The organism is Coralloluteibacterium stylophorae (genome assembly GCF_018122625.2).
Taxonomy (GTDB): Bacteria; Pseudomonadota; Gammaproteobacteria; order Xanthomonadales; family Xanthomonadaceae; genus Coralloluteibacterium; species Coralloluteibacterium stylophorae.
This window is the reverse complement of the sequence record NZ_JAGQFT020000001.1, coordinates 238,246-253,339: the sequence shown is the minus strand read 5'-3', so window position 1 is coordinate 253,339 and position 15,094 is coordinate 238,246. Positions and strand designations below refer to the sequence as shown.

Annotated in this window: 11 protein-coding genes; all 11 read right to left on the bottom strand. The window is 66.8% G+C overall.

Translation table 11 applies throughout. The features are described from left to right. Positions 1 to 61: 61 nt before the first annotated feature. Complete coding sequence (locus tag KB893_RS01050) at positions 62 to 592, bottom strand: RES family NAD+ phosphorylase (RefSeq protein WP_211927325.1); 531 nt, start codon at positions 590 to 592, stop codon at positions 62 to 64. Next, complete coding sequence (locus tag KB893_RS01045) at positions 589 to 975, bottom strand: DUF2384 domain-containing protein (RefSeq protein ID WP_211927326.1); 387 nt, start codon at positions 973 to 975, stop codon at positions 589 to 591. Before KB893_RS01045 ends, KB893_RS01050 begins: the two co-directional genes overlap by 4 nt. A gap of 705 nt (positions 976 to 1,680) precedes the next feature. Then, positions 1,681 to 2,328 (bottom strand): XAC0095 family protein, encoded by a 648-nt coding sequence (locus KB893_RS01040; RefSeq protein WP_211927450.1) that lies wholly within the window; start codon positions 2,326 to 2,328, stop codon positions 1,681 to 1,683. A gap of 281 nt (positions 2,329 to 2,609) precedes the next feature. Next, the gene (locus tag KB893_RS01035; RefSeq protein WP_338026826.1) at positions 2,610 to 3,440 is read right to left on the bottom strand and encodes a DUF429 domain-containing protein; all 831 of its coding nucleotides are present in this window, start codon (positions 3,438 to 3,440) and stop codon (positions 2,610 to 2,612) included. 346 nt (positions 3,441 to 3,786) lie between these two features. Beyond that, positions 3,787 to 6,237 carry a hypothetical protein gene (locus KB893_RS01030; protein WP_211927451.1) on the bottom strand — a complete coding sequence of 817 codons (2,451 nt, stop codon included), beginning with the start codon at positions 6,235 to 6,237 and terminating at the stop codon, positions 3,787 to 3,789. Between the two features lie 100 nt (positions 6,238 to 6,337). Beyond that, on the bottom strand, positions 6,338 to 9,466 hold the full coding sequence (locus tag KB893_RS01025) for a type I restriction endonuclease subunit R (RefSeq protein WP_213173326.1): 3,129 nt from the start codon (positions 9,464 to 9,466) through the stop codon (positions 6,338 to 6,340). Positions 9,467 to 9,468: 2 nt separating this feature from the next. Beyond that, positions 9,469 to 10,647 (bottom strand): Fic family protein, encoded by a 1,179-nt coding sequence (locus tag KB893_RS01020; protein ID WP_213173325.1) that lies wholly within the window; start codon positions 10,645 to 10,647, stop codon positions 9,469 to 9,471. 257 nt (positions 10,648 to 10,904) lie between these two features. After that, complete coding sequence (locus KB893_RS01015; RefSeq protein WP_213173324.1) at positions 10,905 to 11,582, bottom strand: hypothetical protein; 678 nt, start codon at positions 11,580 to 11,582, stop codon at positions 10,905 to 10,907. Next, the gene (locus tag KB893_RS01010; protein WP_211928188.1) at positions 11,579 to 12,226 is read right to left on the bottom strand and encodes a hypothetical protein; all 648 of its coding nucleotides are present in this window, start codon (positions 12,224 to 12,226) and stop codon (positions 11,579 to 11,581) included. Before KB893_RS01010 ends, KB893_RS01015 begins: the two co-directional genes overlap by 4 nt. 49 nt (positions 12,227 to 12,275) lie before the next feature. Continuing rightward, on the bottom strand, positions 12,276 to 13,178 hold the full coding sequence (locus KB893_RS18640; protein WP_211928189.1) for a GIY-YIG nuclease family protein: 903 nt from the start codon (positions 13,176 to 13,178) through the stop codon (positions 12,276 to 12,278). A 55-nt stretch (positions 13,179 to 13,233) separates the two neighbouring features. Continuing rightward, on the bottom strand, positions 13,234 to 15,087 hold the full coding sequence (locus KB893_RS01000; protein ID WP_213173323.1) for a GmrSD restriction endonuclease domain-containing protein: 1,854 nt from the start codon (positions 15,085 to 15,087) through the stop codon (positions 13,234 to 13,236). Positions 15,088 to 15,094: the final 7 nt, after the last annotated feature.

Below are 15,094 nucleotides of genomic sequence, written 5' to 3'. Positions count from 1 at the left end.
GGATAGCGGGCAGCGGTGTCGAGTCCGGCCGGCGATGCACTCTCTCGCAGCATCGCCGCGCTTACGCCTGGTCGTGCCAGGATGCCCGGTCGCGCGGCAGCAGCCCTTCGGGATCGTGCACCTCGAATGCATCGCCGACTGACAGTACGTCGGGATAGATCACCAGGTTTTCGCCGCTTGGCTGCTTCGTCGATGGAAATGCCAGCCCGGCAGCACCCGACGTCAGCACGAGGTCGGCCATCTCCCAAGTCGGGGGCTCGATCCGTTGACGGAACCACAGGTCCTTCCACGCGCAGTCCCAGTCCCGCCACAGCGCGTCCCAGCGTGGTGAATAGCCGCCACTGAAGTCGACGATGCGAGCAAGCGTCACCCGATAGCCGGCCAGCGTGCCGGGCGAGAACAAGCGCTCGGCCTGGCCGTATTCGGCGATGGCGGTTCCCGGCGCGGCCGACAGGTACACCGCATGCGTGCCTGGGCGGTTGAAGCGACCGCCTTTTGTCGCCGCGCCGGCGCCGCTCCTGGGCTGAAACGCCCAGCTCGGTGTGAGCACACGGTAATAGGTCGCCTCCGGCCCGACCGTGGCGACGATCATCCCGTGGCGCCAGCCGACAGGTTGATCAGATAGTCGCGCACGCCCTCGGCCGCCCCGTCGGCGACGAGCTGCTCCGCCGTCCGCCCGTCCAGTTCCAGCAGCGGAACGTTGCGGAACCAGAACACGGCGCGCTGCCGGTCGCCGCCGCTCAGCTCCACCGCGATCGCCAGGATGGTGGCGGCGCCGCGCAGGAAATCCTGCAGCTTCTCTGCGTCGGGCGAGCGGGTGGTTGTAGTCCGATGCACCTTCGCCAGCTCAGCCAGCCGCTGGGCGCTGATGTGCAGGATGCTGCTGAAGGCGGAAGGCGAGAAGTACGCCGCCCCCGGCTCCCGCAGGTCCTCCAGGAACTGGGTGGCGTAGTCGTGGTTGAGGATGGCGTTCATGCACAGGCACTGACGACGATTCGATGCAAGTTTGATGCATTTATGTTACTTGTCAACGGTCCCGCCCCGTTGCGCTCCCCGCTGCACGAGGGAGGGGGTCAAGCCACGTCGTCGGGGATGCCGAGCGGTGCTCGGGCGGGCTGCACACGGCGCTCGTCGAGCTCGAGGCGAACGAGCTTGAGCAGAAGCAGGATGTCTTGACCTTGCATGGCTTCCGTAGCCCGCAATTCCTGTGTCCTCGAACAGCGGACGACTTGACCGGGATACCACCCGTAGACACCACACGCCGCCCCGCTCTAGTCCCTTCCCCCGCCTGCGGGGGAAGGTGGGATGGGGGTGAGGCGCGCAGCGCACCGGACGCCTCCAATAGCAAGAAGCCCGCGGCTCCGCCGCGCCCCCACCCCGGCCCTCCCCCGCTGCGCGGGAGAGGGGGCCAAGAGCCACGCCGCGCTTTCAGCCCCTACCCCTCTTGCGGCTGTTAGCCCCTTCCCCCGCCTGCGGGGGAAGGTTGGGATGGGGGTGAGGCGCGCAGCGCCCGGCGCCTCCAACACGCGAAAAGCCCGCGGCTGCGCCGCGCCCCCACCCCACCCCTCCCCCGCTGCGCGGGAGAGGGGGCCAAGAGCCACGCCGCGCTTTTGGCCCCTTTCCCCCCTTGAGGGGGAAGGCTGGGATGGGGGGATGCCGCGCAGCGGCAGCCTCCACCCCCTAAGCAGCCACAAGCCGCCCCGGCTCAGCAGGCTCAGCAGGCTCAGCAGGCGCACCCGGCCACCCAACCCAGACCCGGTACTCCGCCCGCCCCTCTTCAACCCGCGAATCGAACCCGCGCGTGTCACCAAGCCACTGCCCCTCCACCTCACGCAGCACGCCGCGCACCGCCTGCGCCGCGTCGTGGACCGCCTCGCCGAGCGTAGCGAGCGTCGCCCCCTCCAACTGGCGATTGACCCCGGCAGCCAGCACATCCCCATGCGCGCTGAGCGTCTGGAGCTGCTCCACCAGCGCATCGAGCTGATCCACGGTCACGCGGAAGCCGAAGCCCCCGGCAGGCGCAGCATCCGCCTCCTCGCGTCCATCCGGGCCAGCATCGCCCGCAACGCCCATCCCATCGCCCCGCACCGCCGGCCAGGACACCTCGTCCAGCACGCGCCCCACCTGTTCCGCCAACAGCTCCAGGCAGAACGCCAGCTCGCCCGTGCCGATCTCCGGCGCCCCCTCCGGGCGCCCATCCGGCACGCGCGGCCGTGCCAGCCCCGCCAGGAATCCGATGTGGTCGCGCAGTTGTGCCAGCCGCAGCTGGCTGTCCTCCGGCAGGAAGTAGCCGGGCATCCCCAGATCGTCAAACTCGTACGTCGACATCGCAGCCTCCTCACTCCATCGAAGTGGCCGCCCACCGCGACGCGGCGGACGGGAAGTCGGGAGGCTCGAAACCGCACACAGCCGGCGGGCGTATTCCCCTTGCGGGTGTTGTATTAGCCGCCCTCCCGACGCAGGCATCGCGTCGGTTGCGTCTGCAAAGGATGCAGGCACAAAAAACCCACCGGTTTGACGGAGGTGGGTACCGCTGTGTGAGGAGTTTCGAGGCTCCGTGAGGTGAGCCTGCTACGCCTGAGCGGCCACGTCAACGGCCGCGATACCGATCAGTAGTGGATTGCTCTGCGGCGCCCCGTCGAATCCACCTCGGGTGGGTTCGGAAGGCTCTCATGCTGGCCGACAGCAATCCGCCTCGCGCTCCACAACGCAGCCAGCGCGTCGAGAACGTCGTCCGGAGCAGCAAGTCGGCGCGGCACCCGCGCCAGAAGATCGGAAACTGCCGCATCGCCGAATTCCGCGTGCAGGAGCGCACGCCGCCGCGCTGCGCCCTCCGGCGTCTTCTTGCTCTCGACCAGCCCCTTGCCTCCCGCCAATGCAGCGAAGCAGACCTCCGGGTGCACTTCGTGGACGCGCGCTGCGAAACCGGCGTCCGCGGCAAGGCAGCCATCCCACTCGCGGATCTTGGAGAGGATGGCGAACGCCTGCGCGCCGTAGCCCCGGGTGTCGATGTCCCGATGCAGCCGCGATGCCTCCGCCTGCGAACTGGCTCCGAGGACGCCACGGACCGGGGACGAGAAGATGCTCGATGCGCGCACGCCACCCACGAACTTCCGCGCAAGCACATCTGCCGTGCGCGGCCCGGCATCGCTCAGCCCGATGGGTACGTCGACGGCGATGACCGCGGCATTGGCATGCGCGGCACGAAGCGCCCCGACGTCGGCATGAACCTCGAACCCCAGCTGCGTGTCCGTGGCCCAGACGGCGAGCCACCCGCTCTTCGCACCATCGACGCCCACCAGGGAGCCGCGTGGCCCGCCAGCAGAAGCCGCCGCCTGCGGCAGCCCGAGAATCCGGCGCAGCACATCGTCGGCACTTTCATCGCCGACTGCGCGGAGGCGCAATGCCTGAAAGACTTCATCGGAGATGGTCCGCTTCAAGCTGTCTCCCGTTCCGTACAAGACATGTTTCCTGCACCTCCATCTTCGACGAAGGGTGCAGCATCCGCGGCCCGGTCGTCGGCTCACTCCACCTGCGTATACCCGCCATCGTCGTCGAAGACCCACGGATCCGCATCGCTGTCATTGGGGCACAGAGAGCGATAGCAGAAGCAGTCGCCGACCCGCATCGCGAACTCCTGCGGATCGAGATGGCTCGTGCATCGGCGGAGGCGTCCAGCACCATTTCCCACTCTTCCGCTGCATCTATGTCCGCATCCCTAGCTGTGTAAACCGCGCCTGCCCTCCAAATTTGCCAACCCAAGCAGCCCGAACTTGATGGCGGCCATCAACCTCTCTTCTTGTCGCTGCTACTACCCATCCCGGCAGAGAACCTGCGAACGATGGTCCTGATGCCTGTGCTTGCCGCCTCCACTGTCTCGCCGGCGATGCCGGAAACCCTGTCGACAGTGGAAGGCCGGCGCCGAAACATAGTGCCGAGCGCCGTGACTTCGCGCTGGCAAGACGACGGGTGCAGCGTGCTCGTGCTCAGCCACACAAGCACGCGCTGAGCCACGCGCTCGATCGGCTCAGCCGTGTCATCACTGATGCTCTTCAGCCGACAGTGGGCCTCCCGCAAAAAGCACAGCTCATCGTCTACCCGCCATTGAAGGTACTGCACCACAACTGCCTGCGCCTCGAGCGGCCGACGGGATCGCACCAGGCCGATCTTCCGCCTGAGCAGATATCCTGCCCGGGACACCAACTCCGACAGGGCACCGCACGCCGCCGCGGCCCAGGCGCGGTAGCTTGCATCCTGCGCCCACTGGTCCAGCATTCCCCTCACTCGGCCGGACTGCAGTTGGCTGACGATCGGCACCACTGCACCAAGCACCAACGCCCCAGCCGGGCCGAACACGACGAGGCCGATGCCCGCTCCCATGTAATTCCCGGCGACAGCGAGGCCGGCGCGGGTTCCGCCGTCCAGAAAAAATTCCTGTACCGCCTGGCTACCGGTGACTTCTCCACGGTTCATGCGCTGGAGGTTGCGGACGCCGCTCAACAGCAGCGCAAACAGCGGCACGTCCGGATGCAGCATGTCGGCGCCCGCTTCGAGGGAGGATCGGGTGAGATGTTCGACGATCTCATTGCTGTAGCCCTCGACGAAGTGGACCCTGTCGGCCCACTCGGGGAGGGCTTCGCCGGCGCGCGAGGCAAGCTCAGACGCGAGTTCGCCATTGGCGAATACGGGGTAGTCGTAGCCCCGTTCAAAATGGCGCTGCAGGCCGGACAGGTCCGTCGTGTCCTTGATCTGGAACAGCGCCCCGTCCACCGAGATATCCCAGCCCGCCTCGTTGGCCGTCCCGGGGAATTCGACCACGTGTCCCTGCTCGACCAGTCGGGCCGCCACTACCCGCTCCGCGACATAGCCTTTCAGACTGCTGAAGGCACCGAGCCGGGCGTCGGGGCTCATCGACTCGATCCCATGCGCGAACGCCGCGAATGCCACCGGATCCTCGAGATCCTCGACGCGGGAGAAGTCCGCCGCCTCGAGCACGCCGGGGGACAGGCTGTACGCGTTGTAGAGGATGTCGCCGAGCGTGAGCGCCGACAGCGCCAACGGGTCATGCAGTTCGCGTGCTCCCGCCAGCAGCTGGCCGAATGGGTCGCCCCGCGCCGCGCCGCCCGCGCGGCTCTCCATCAGCTTTAGGACCGACGCGTCCACCTTGGCCGGCTTCCGTCTGCTCCCAGCGATACGAGCCCAATCCGCCTGGTACGCAGCGAGGGCTTCTGGACGGAGGCTGCGCACACAGGTAAGGCGGCCGACAGCCGCGAACGCCCCCAGCATGTTGCGTACACCAGCCGCGCCCCCTTCAAGCCCATTCAGCGCCAGCAGTGACAGCACTCGTACGCCGATGGATCCACGTACCTTGTGACTGACCGAGTGGGCGGCCCACCACCCCATCCCGACGGTTGCAGCGATGACTGTGATTGGATTCGAAAGCACCGCCACCAGCGAGACCAGTGCAGGCCCACTGACCAGTGGGATCAGGGCCGAAGCTTGCGCGGCAAGGATGTAGGTCGAGAACCCGGCGAGGCCGACGCTTGCGCTGAAAACTCCCAATCCGCCACCCGTGAGCAGGACGCTTCGTAGCGCAGCGTCGTTGAGGTCATCGACGCCTGCAGCCTGCATCAGCCGCGCCCGGTCTTCCGGTGGCAGCTCCGCCAGGCGGGCGCGGGTGTCGGCCAGAAACCGGTCGCACGCCTGCCGCGAGCGTGCGTCGCCGGCCTCCAGGGACGACATCATCTCCTGCATCGTCCTGCGCGCCAGAGCATCCAGCGTCGCTGGCATGCTCCGGCCTTTCGTCAAGCCCAACTGCTGAGCGAGCTTCGCGCGTGGCGCTGGCTGCAGCAGATGCAGAGCCCGCGCCACGATGTCATCTGCGGCGGTGCCAGCTGAACGCATGGAGGCGAAGGTCGCGGCCGGCAGGCCGAACGCGTCGCGCAGGTACATCCACAGCACGACGCGCAAAGCATCATTGGACAGCGGCGAAGCCTGCCATCTCCACACGCTGTCCTGCACCGCAGCGATCGTCGCCGTATCGGCCGACGCGGCGGCCTCATGCTTCCTGGTGCTCCACTGCTGGACGAGGGTGCTGATGCGACGCTGCAGGGTGCTGTCGTCGAACAAGGCCAGGCAGGTCGCCAGCAGCTCACGCGGCGCAGCGCCCAGCCCTGCCACGACATGCCCGGACGCGAGCACCGGAGGAATGGCGGCGAGGTCGGCTTGGCTTTCCATCAGTTCTCCCTGCGTCTCGGGCGCCGTAGTGCATACCTGGCGGAGAGCGCGCCAAGACCGGGCACCAGCCGCAGGCCCTGTTCCGACCCGATGCCGACGCTCAGGCCGACCCTCCCCCCACTCCCGCCCCAGACCGCATATTCCCACTCTTCGCCCGCAGCGCCTCATAGAGCTGCGCCGGCCCGAGCAGGATGTCCCTGAGCCCCTCCCGCACGCGCTCCGAGCCGAGCGCCTGGCCGCTCATCGTCGTGTGCGCCTCGAAGGCATCGATGATCGCCTGCATCAGCGCGTCCTTGAGGTCGGGCGAGTTGGCGAACTGCTCCTTGCTGTTGCTGCCCGCCTGCTGCACGAGGATCTCGTTCTCAAGCAGCTTGCCCTTGAGTACGCCGTTGACGTAGACGAGCTGGTCGTCGTCGGTAAGCTGGCCCTCGAACAGGCCGTTGACCTTCTCGATGATCTCGGCGAGGTAGGCCTTCTGCTTCTCCTGCACGCCGCCGCTGCCGACGGCGTCCATGGGCTTCAGCGGATAGCTGCCGTCGGCGTTCAGCGCCATGGTCTGCCTGCCCAGGCTGCGCAGGGTGTGGTGGGTCAGCACCACCTTCGACAGGTCCACGCTGTCGCGCTCGCGTCCGAACTCCAGCAGCGGGACCAGGCGCTTGTAGAACAGGAAGCGCTTCTCGATGCCGGTGTTGCCGTAGTCGAACATCTGCGACAGGAAGGCATACAGCCGGCCGAACGATTCCATGTCGCCGCGGAACAGCAGCAGCGTGTCCATCACGTCCTTGGCGGCCTGCGCAGCGGCGTCATCGCCCGCCTCGAGCGCCTGTGCGCGCGAGAGCTGGGCCGTGCGGTAGCGCTTCAGAAGGCGATCGGCCACCGGTGCGATGGCGCTGCTGAGCTGCGCCTGCATTGCCTTGGGATCGACCTCGACCTTCGCCACGCGTTCCACCTCGAAATCGTCGTAGTGCCCGCTGGCGTCGAGTTTGGCGCGCAGGTCGTAGACGAGTTCCGGATCGGTCGTCGCTTCCAGCGCGGCGGTTTCGTAGTAAGTCTTGAAGGCGGCAAGGATCTCCGGCGCCTCGTTGACGAAGTCGAGGATGTAGGTGGTGTCCTTTCCGGCGTGCGCGCGGTTCAGGCGCGACAGCGTCTGCACGGCCTGGATCCCGCCAAGCTTCCTGTCGACGTACATGCCGCACAGCAGTGGCTGGTCGAAGCCGGTCTGGAACTTGTTGGCGACCAGGAGCAGGTGGTAGCCGGGTTCGGCGAACGCCTCGCGGATGTCCCGACCCTTCAGTCCAGGATTGAGGTCGGCGCTGTTCTCGCCGACCGGCGCCGGATAACTCTCCGGGTCGTCCACCTCGCCCGAGAAGGCCGTCAGCACGCCGAGCCCGTAGCCGCGCCGGGCGATGTAGGCGCCGATCGCCTTCTGCCAGCGCACCGCTTCCTTGCGACTGGCGACGACGACCATGGCCTTCGCACGCCCCTCGAGCAGCGGCTGGACATTCTCGCGGTAGTGCTCGACGACGATCTGCACCTTCTGCGCGATGTTGTAGGGATGCAGGCGCACCCACTGCATGATCCCCTTGGTCGCCGCGCTCCGCTCGACCTGCGTCTCGTCCAGTTCCCGGCCGTCGTGCGCGAGCCGGAAGGCGAGCTTGTAGGGCGTGTAGTTCTTCAGCACGTCGAGGATGAAGCCCTCCTCGATCGCCTGCCGCATGGAATACACGTGGAATGGCTGCGGCCGCCCGTCCGCGCCCTGGCGCCCGAACAGCTCGAGCGTCTTGGACTTGGGCGTGGCGGTGAAGGCGACATAGGTGAGGCCGCTGGACGCGCTGCGCGCCTCCATCTGCGCCGCGAGCAGCGCCTCGGTATCGACCTCGCCGCCGTCCTGCAGGGCCGCCCATTCCTCGGCGCTCAGCAGCTGCTTGAGCTTCGCCGCGGCCTCGCCCGTCTGCGAGCTGTGCGCCTCGTCCGCGATGACCGCGAAACGCTTGCCCTCGGTCGCCGCCAGCTCCTGCACCGCCTTCAGCGCGAAGGGGAAGGTCTGGATGGTGCAGACGATGATCTTCTTGCCGTCCTTCAGCGCCTGGCCGAGCTGCTCGCTCTTGCTGCCGTGCTCGCTGGTGATGGTGGCCACCACGCCAGTCGTGCGCTCGAAGTCGAAGATCGCTTCCTGCAGCTGCGCGTCCAGCACGTTGCGGTCGGACACCACCAGCACGCTGTCGAACAGCTTGCGGTGGTCCGGCCCGTGCAGGTCGGCGAGGAAGTGCGCGCTCCAGGCGATGGAGTTGGTCTTGCCGGAGCCGGCGGAATGCTGGATCAGGTAGCGCTGGCCCGGCCCCTGCGCGAGCACGTCCGCCACCAGCTTCCGTGTCGCATCGAGCTGGTGATAGCGGGGAAAGATGAGCGACTTCAGCTGCCTCTTGCCGTCGCGCTTGCCGATCAGATAGCGGCCCAGGATCTCCAGCCAGCTGTCGCGCTGCCACACCTCTTCCCAGAGGTAGGCGGTCGCGAAGCCTTCCGGATTGGGCGCGTTGCCGGCCGCGCCGTGGTTGCCGCGGTTGAAAGGCAGGAACCAAGTCCCGGTACCGGCCAGCCGCGTGCTCATCATCACTTCCGCCTGGCTCACTGCGAAGTGGACCAGCGCGCCGCCCGGGAACGACAGCAGCGGCTCGGCAAGTCCTCCCTTCGGGTGGGGCTGACGGTCGAAGCGGTACTGGTTGACAGCGTCATGCACCGACTGGGTGAAATCGGACTTCAGTTCCGCCGTTGCCACCGGGATGCCGTTGACGAAGAGGACGAGATCCAGCGCGTCCTTCGGGCTGTTGAGCGAGTGCCGGACCTGGCGCACCACGCGCAGGCGGTTTGCCGCGTAGTGCGCCTGCGTCGTCGCGTTGAGGGCCAGCGCGGGCTTGAACTGGACCAGCGTCAGCCTCTCCTTGAGGCCGAGCATCTCCACGCCGCGCCGGAGCACCTCAAGCGTGCCGCGTTCGTCCAGGTTCTTGCGCACGCGCTCAGCGACGCGCTCGCCCATCGCCGCGCCATGCGTCTTCGCCAGGCGCTGCCAGCTGTCCGGCTGCGTCGTTTCGATCCACGCCAGCAGGTCCGGCATGTACAGGGCGCGCTGGCGGTCGTACCCGGCTGCGTCGCCATCGGCATGCAGCCAGCCGTGCGCGGCAAGGTGCGCGCAGATCTCGCGCTCGAAGTGATGCTCCTGGTGCAGGTTCATGCTCAAGCCGCCCCTTCGGCTGGAACTTCGTCGGTGAACAGGCGCACGTAGGCTTCGTATCGGAACCTGCGGTTGCGCGCGTAGCCGGTCATCTCCACCAGTACGCCAAGCTCGACAAGCCTCGCAACGAGATTGTTCGCAGCCGGATAGGTGGTGCCGGTCAGGTCCCTCACGTCGGCAACGGTGAGGATCGGGCGATCGAACAGGCGCTCCAGCACCCTGTGGCCGTTCCCTGCGCCACGTCCAAGCCGGTCGGTGATCGCGGTGCGGTGCTGCTCACGCAACAACTGGATACGTCGCGCGGTTTCCGCCGCTTCGCCCGCCACCTCGACGACACCCCGCAGGAAGAACCCCAGCCACGCTTCCCAATCGCCGCTGTCACGAACGGCCTGCAGATGCTCGTAGTAGGCCTGCCGGTGCCTTCGGAAGAAGTGCGAGAGGTAGAGCACCGGCTTGTGCAGCACACCGCACTCGGTCAACAGGAACGTGATCAGCAGACGTCCCACGCGACCATTGCCGTCGAGGAAGGGATGGATGGTCTCGAACTGCACGTGGGCCAGGGCGATCTTCACCAGCGGTGGCAGATCGTCGTCCCCGTGCAGGAACCGCTCGAGATCCGCCAGCGCCTGCGGAACCTCCTCATGCGGCGGCGGCACATAACTGGCGGTGGCCAACGTGCAGCCGGCCGGACCGATCCAGTTCTGGCTGTGCCGCAGTTCGCCCGGTTGCAGGCGCCCGCCACGGACACCGTCCAGCAGCTGCGCATGGATCTCGCGGATCAGCCGCACCGACACCGGCAGGTCGGCGAGCCGTGACAGGCCATGTTTCATGGCCCGCACGTAGTTGACGACCTCGTCGACGTCGCGCGGCATCGCTTCGTCGAAAAGATCGGCCTCGGCGGCGAGAAGATCCTGGAGGGAGCTCTGCGTGCCCTCGATCTGGCTGGAGAGCACGGCTTCCTTGCGGACGTACATGAAGACGAACAGGTCCGGGTTCGGCAGCGTCAGCACCGATCCGTCCAGCCGGCCCAGCGCCCGGTCGGCCTGGGACAGCAGGCCGGGCAGCTCGCCCGTCAGGGCGACCTGCGGGTCCGGCGGCAGCGGGGCGGGCATGAAGGCCCGATAGCCGGTGGGTTGGCGGACATAGCGGCCCGCACGGTGGGAGCCCACCTGCTGGTTCATGCGAAATCCCCGATTGAACATGAAGCCAGCGCAGCTCCATGCGATAGCTTCGCTTTACTATAGCGACTGAGTTTGTCTGTACTCAAGCGAGCTGCGGACAGGAACGGATGGGCGCTCGCCCTCCCTGCCCGAACCTTCAGCTCCTAGTAGCTACGAGCGGGCAAAGGCAGGGCCCCATCCAAGTCCGCCAGTGTTCGCAACGCCAACCTGAGATCGCCCGTGGCCACATTCCAACGTTGAGGTCGCAGGTCGCGCAATCAGAAACGAATCCGCCCTGCCACCGCGGGTTGAGCGAGTTGGCACGCCCGCAGGACTGCGTCCCGAACGCCCAGCCGGCGCGATCCTGGGACCATATGTTCAGGGGTGACTCCATGGTCGGGAAGAACCGGCGCTGCCCGCGCATGTTGTTCGGTACGCCGGATGAGCGAAGGCAGGTCTGTGTCCCGAAAGAGCGCGACGACGGTGCGGTGGATCCGCTCCTCCTCGCAGAGACCTTGCATGCCGACATCGATGCTCGCCAGCTCCTTCGCCACGAGCACCTCGACCAGGTCGAGGTAGTCGATCACCTGCGACAACGCAGGCCATCTTTGCCTGGGATCGAGCCTCCAATCGGAGGGAACGTCCAGCAGTTCCGCCACCCGCTGCCAACCTTCGCGACGGGCGGTCCTGCCGATGGCCATCACCGGAACCGCCGTCTGCGGGAGCATTGCCGGCAGCGCGCTGACGCGGGCGAGGCAGTGCCACGCGGTGTCGTCCATCGCCGGCACCCTCGGCCCCAATGCTTCGAGCAGCTCCGCAAAGAAGTCGACGTTGAAGAATTCCTCGAACCCGGCCGCGGCCATATGCCATGCGGACAGATCGAGAAGCCGGCGCATGATCCAAGGCTCGACATCGACCCGTGCCGCGAGCCGCCGAACCGCCGCATCCCCGATCATCGCGCGCCGCTCCGGCTGCCCGCCAGCCAGGCATCGACCTGGTGCTCGATCGCGCGCTGGTCGCTTTCGGAGATCCACCGGCGCCCGTACGCGAACGTGTTGGCCAGCAGGATGCGCCGCGGGTGGCACACGAGGACTCCGGGAGCACCGTCCAGCGACTCGACCTCTTCCTCGTCGCAGAGCTGCCCGATCACGCCGTGCGTCCGCCACCCGGCCTTGCCATGGAAGACAGCTACCCTGTCCTGCTGCTCCCTGAGCAGTTTTCCCAACAGCGGAACCCGTTCGTTCTGCACACGCTGCCGGTACGCCCTGCTGTCCAGGCCACCCGGGAGGATGACCCTGATGTTCCTCCTGGCAACCGGCGCGATGTTGGACATGAAATAGCTGGGGATGCCACACGCCTGGGCGATTCCGCGGCACATGGCCCAAACCCGATTGCTTTCTCCGGAGGGCAGCGTCGGGTCGTGGTGCAGCTCAGGCCCATCGCGTTCCACATTCTCGTGTGAGCTCCGAGCCGGAGGCTTGACTGCGTCCGGACCGCCCTGCTGACCCTCCTCGATCCCCACGAACCACAGCCGACTCTTCGGATCCCCATAGCCGACGAAGCGAAACAAGTAATCGATATCTTCTTCGCTCAGCGCCATGAGCAGACGTTCCTTCGGTCTCGAATGCTCCAGATGAAAGCGGCCGAAATCATGCCTGTCGCGCTTCCACGCCTCTGCCCGCTGCTTCGGCCTGGGCCATCTGCCGCTCCACCGTGTCGAGCGAACGGCCTGCCGCATCCTTCCAGTGGTCCCAGCCGTTGGACGGGCGCCCCAGCAGGACGGTGGACGCAGCGCTTGGGGAGCGGAACAGATGATCTGTCTCGAACCTGATCTGCGTCCCCCGGATCGAGATCACACCCTGCCGCAGCAGGTCCTCGCGCATGAGGCGGGAACGTTCTGGAAAGGACGCAACTGTCTCCAGTCTTCCGGTGGAGCCTGTCAGCACCACCAGGCCTTCCGTGGTGTACTCGGCAATCCCTTCGGTATCCGGTCCACGGCAGTAATAGCGAAGCTCCTGGACTGCGGCGGACTGTGGCGGCTTCCTCAACGGCTCGAAGATCGGATACCCCAGCGTCGCCAGCAGCGTTCGCAGAGTGTCGTGGATCTCGCGGCAGTCGGCCTCCATGGGCGCGGGCGTATGCGGGCGGCCGCCGGCTGTACCGTTGTGCAGCTGATAGCGCCCTGCCTCCTGTGCCTGCTGGATCGAGCACCACTCCAGGTAGATGGCATGGGTGTTGGTCAGGTTCTGGGTCAGCGAGACGGCTACCACCGCGCGGCTCCAGAAGTCCTTGCTAGTGTTGTGGGTGGACAACCGCTGTCGCAGCAGACCGGTCTGGCCGATGTAGGCCTGCTCGCGGCCGCTGGCCTCGTCCTCGCCGAAGAGGAAGTAAACGCCCACCTGGTCCGACTCCGGCATCGCCAGGAAAGCGCCCATCAGGCGGCGCGGAACTTCGACCACCCTGACGATGCGCGTGGTGATTTCGGCGACACGAATGCCCTGCGGGTCTCCCGAGGGCAGGAAGATCTGGATGGTCTGAGGGTGGTTGCTCACTAGACGGGCCTCGCAGCGCGAGCAGGCGCGACAGCGTCACGATCCTTGCCGAGCTTCATGCCTGCTGCTCCTCCGCTTCCTCGTCGACCGCCTCGTTTCCGCTCAAGCCGGGGTCGACCGGCTGTACGTCCTTTCCCATCGCCCGGGCGATCAGCGCCAGCAACGCCTGTTTGCGCGCGGCATAGAAGCCGTGGAAGTCGTCGCTGCGAAGCAGGCCCGGATCGATGGCGTGGGTCCTGAGGATGGCGTCCATCGTGGCGTCGTCGATCCTGACCTGCTCGTGCTTCTGCAGCTTGGCCAGGTAGATCGACGGTGCCACTCCGCCGATCATGCGGTTGGCCCTGTAGGACAGCGGTGTCTTGTTGACGACGGTGTTGAACTGCTTCCTCGGAATGCTCTGCTTCTCGCACCAGGCCTGCGGAAAGATGTGGTGGATGTCGAGCGCGGTTTCCTCCGCGTCCAGCTCCGAGATGGTGCCCTTCCAGAAGAAGTCGGCTGCCCTCTCGCGGAGCAGCAGCACATTGAGCCCCTTGTAGGCGGCGCTCTGGCGCGAGCTCATGCGGTCCAACCGGTCGGGACGGAAGGCCGCGTCGTGGACGGTGCGAGGCTCCGCTGCCGCATTTCCGCCGTCGATCCAGGCCAGGAGGTCCTCCACGTCGTTGGCGATGCGGGTCTCGACCGCGCCGCCGTACAGCTCGCCCAGTACGCCGCACCAGTACCAGCGCGCCAGCCTGTCGTAGATGCGCGGCTCCCTCCAGCGCTCCTCGAGCAACGTCAGTACAGCGGCCAAGGGCGCGAGCTGGGTGCGGTACGGCAGGTCCCGCGCGTCGCGCACGCACTCGCGCCTGAGGAACCTGGCGGCACGCCTGAAACCCTCTTCGGCGGCGTTGGCCCATCCGCTGTACGCCGTTAGCGGCAGCTCCAGGATCGTGGCGCGTTTTGCGCTGACGGGTGTCACCTGCTTGCCCATCCTGCCGGCGACGATGTCGTCCTGCCGACACTTGAGCGTGTGCAGCATGGCGATCGCCTGCAGGAAGTCGGTCGACTCCAGAACGGCCAGCACCGGTTCCCTGGCCAGCCGTTTCTGGCGCGACCCGACTTCGCGCTCTGCGCTGCCGAACCAGTCGTCGCGCAGGTTGTAGCCATCGGCCGCGTAGGTGGCGGTGACCAGCTCGAAGACGTTGAGCGGCACGCCGCCGGTGTTGACCTTCTCGAACACCAGGCATACGGCTTCCTTGCTCGTGGCCCTGTGCAGCTCGATGACCGGCAGCTGATACTTGCGGAATGGCTCCAGCACCTTCTCGCGGAACTCCATGTAGACGGCGAAGTGCTCGGGACAGGTCTTGAACAGCCCCTGCTCCCACGCACTGGAGTTCATGATCTGCCGGCAAGGGAAATACAGCTGCTGGTACTCCTTCTCCGGCGTGGACAGGTCCAGCCTGATGTCGCGACCGAAGTTCTCGTGCAGGCGCTTGTCGGCCTCCACTGCGACGATGGCTTCATCCAGCGACTCCACCCCCTCCAGGGCCCGCCGGATGTCCCAGTAGTAGTAGCGCTCGATGGCGCGACCCTTCTCGTTGCGGGTGGCCACCGGTCCGTCGATCGACAGCACCTGGGTCAGCGTGGTCAGGCGCTGCTGGCCGTCCAGGATCAGCAGCTCGGCATCAGCGACGTCGTGCGGCAGCCTGACGCCTTCCACCGGCCGGATCTGGAAGCGCGTCTGGCCGCCGGTCTCCAGCAGCATCACCGCGCCCACCGGAAATTCCCGCGCGATGCTGACCAGCAGGCTGCGTACGTGGCTGTCGTCCCACACCCAGCCGCGCTGGAAGTCCGGCAGCTGGATCTTGCCGGCCTTGACGTCCTTCAGCACGTCCTCGAGCGAGCGCTTGGTGCTGTCGAATTGACTCATGCCTTCC

Coding starts and splice junctions, on each gene's coding strand:
- KB893_RS01050 (WP_211927325.1), bottom strand. CDS start 592: ATGATCGTCGCCACGGTCGGGCCGGAGGCGACCTATTACCGTGTGCTC.
- KB893_RS01045 (WP_211927326.1), bottom strand. CDS start 975: ATGAACGCCATCCTCAACCACGACTACGCCACCCAGTTCCTGGAGGAC.
- KB893_RS01040 (WP_211927450.1), bottom strand. CDS start 2,328: ATGTCGACGTACGAGTTTGACGATCTGGGGATGCCCGGCTACTTCCTG.
- KB893_RS01030 (WP_211927451.1), bottom strand. CDS start 6,237: ATGGAAAGCCAAGCCGACCTCGCCGCCATTCCTCCGGTGCTCGCGTCC.
- KB893_RS01025 (WP_213173326.1), bottom strand. CDS start 9,466: ATGAACCTGCACCAGGAGCATCACTTCGAGCGCGAGATCTGCGCGCAC.
- KB893_RS01020 (WP_213173325.1), bottom strand. CDS start 10,647: ATGAACCAGCAGGTGGGCTCCCACCGTGCGGGCCGCTATGTCCGCCAA.
- KB893_RS01015 (WP_213173324.1), bottom strand. CDS start 11,582: ATGATCGGGGATGCGGCGGTTCGGCGGCTCGCGGCACGGGTCGATGTC.
- KB893_RS01010 (WP_211928188.1), bottom strand. CDS start 12,226: ATGGCGCTGAGCGAAGAAGATATCGATTACTTGTTTCGCTTCGTCGGC.
- KB893_RS01000 (WP_213173323.1), bottom strand. CDS start 15,087: ATGAGTCAATTCGACAGCACCAAGCGCTCGCTCGAGGACGTGCTGAAG.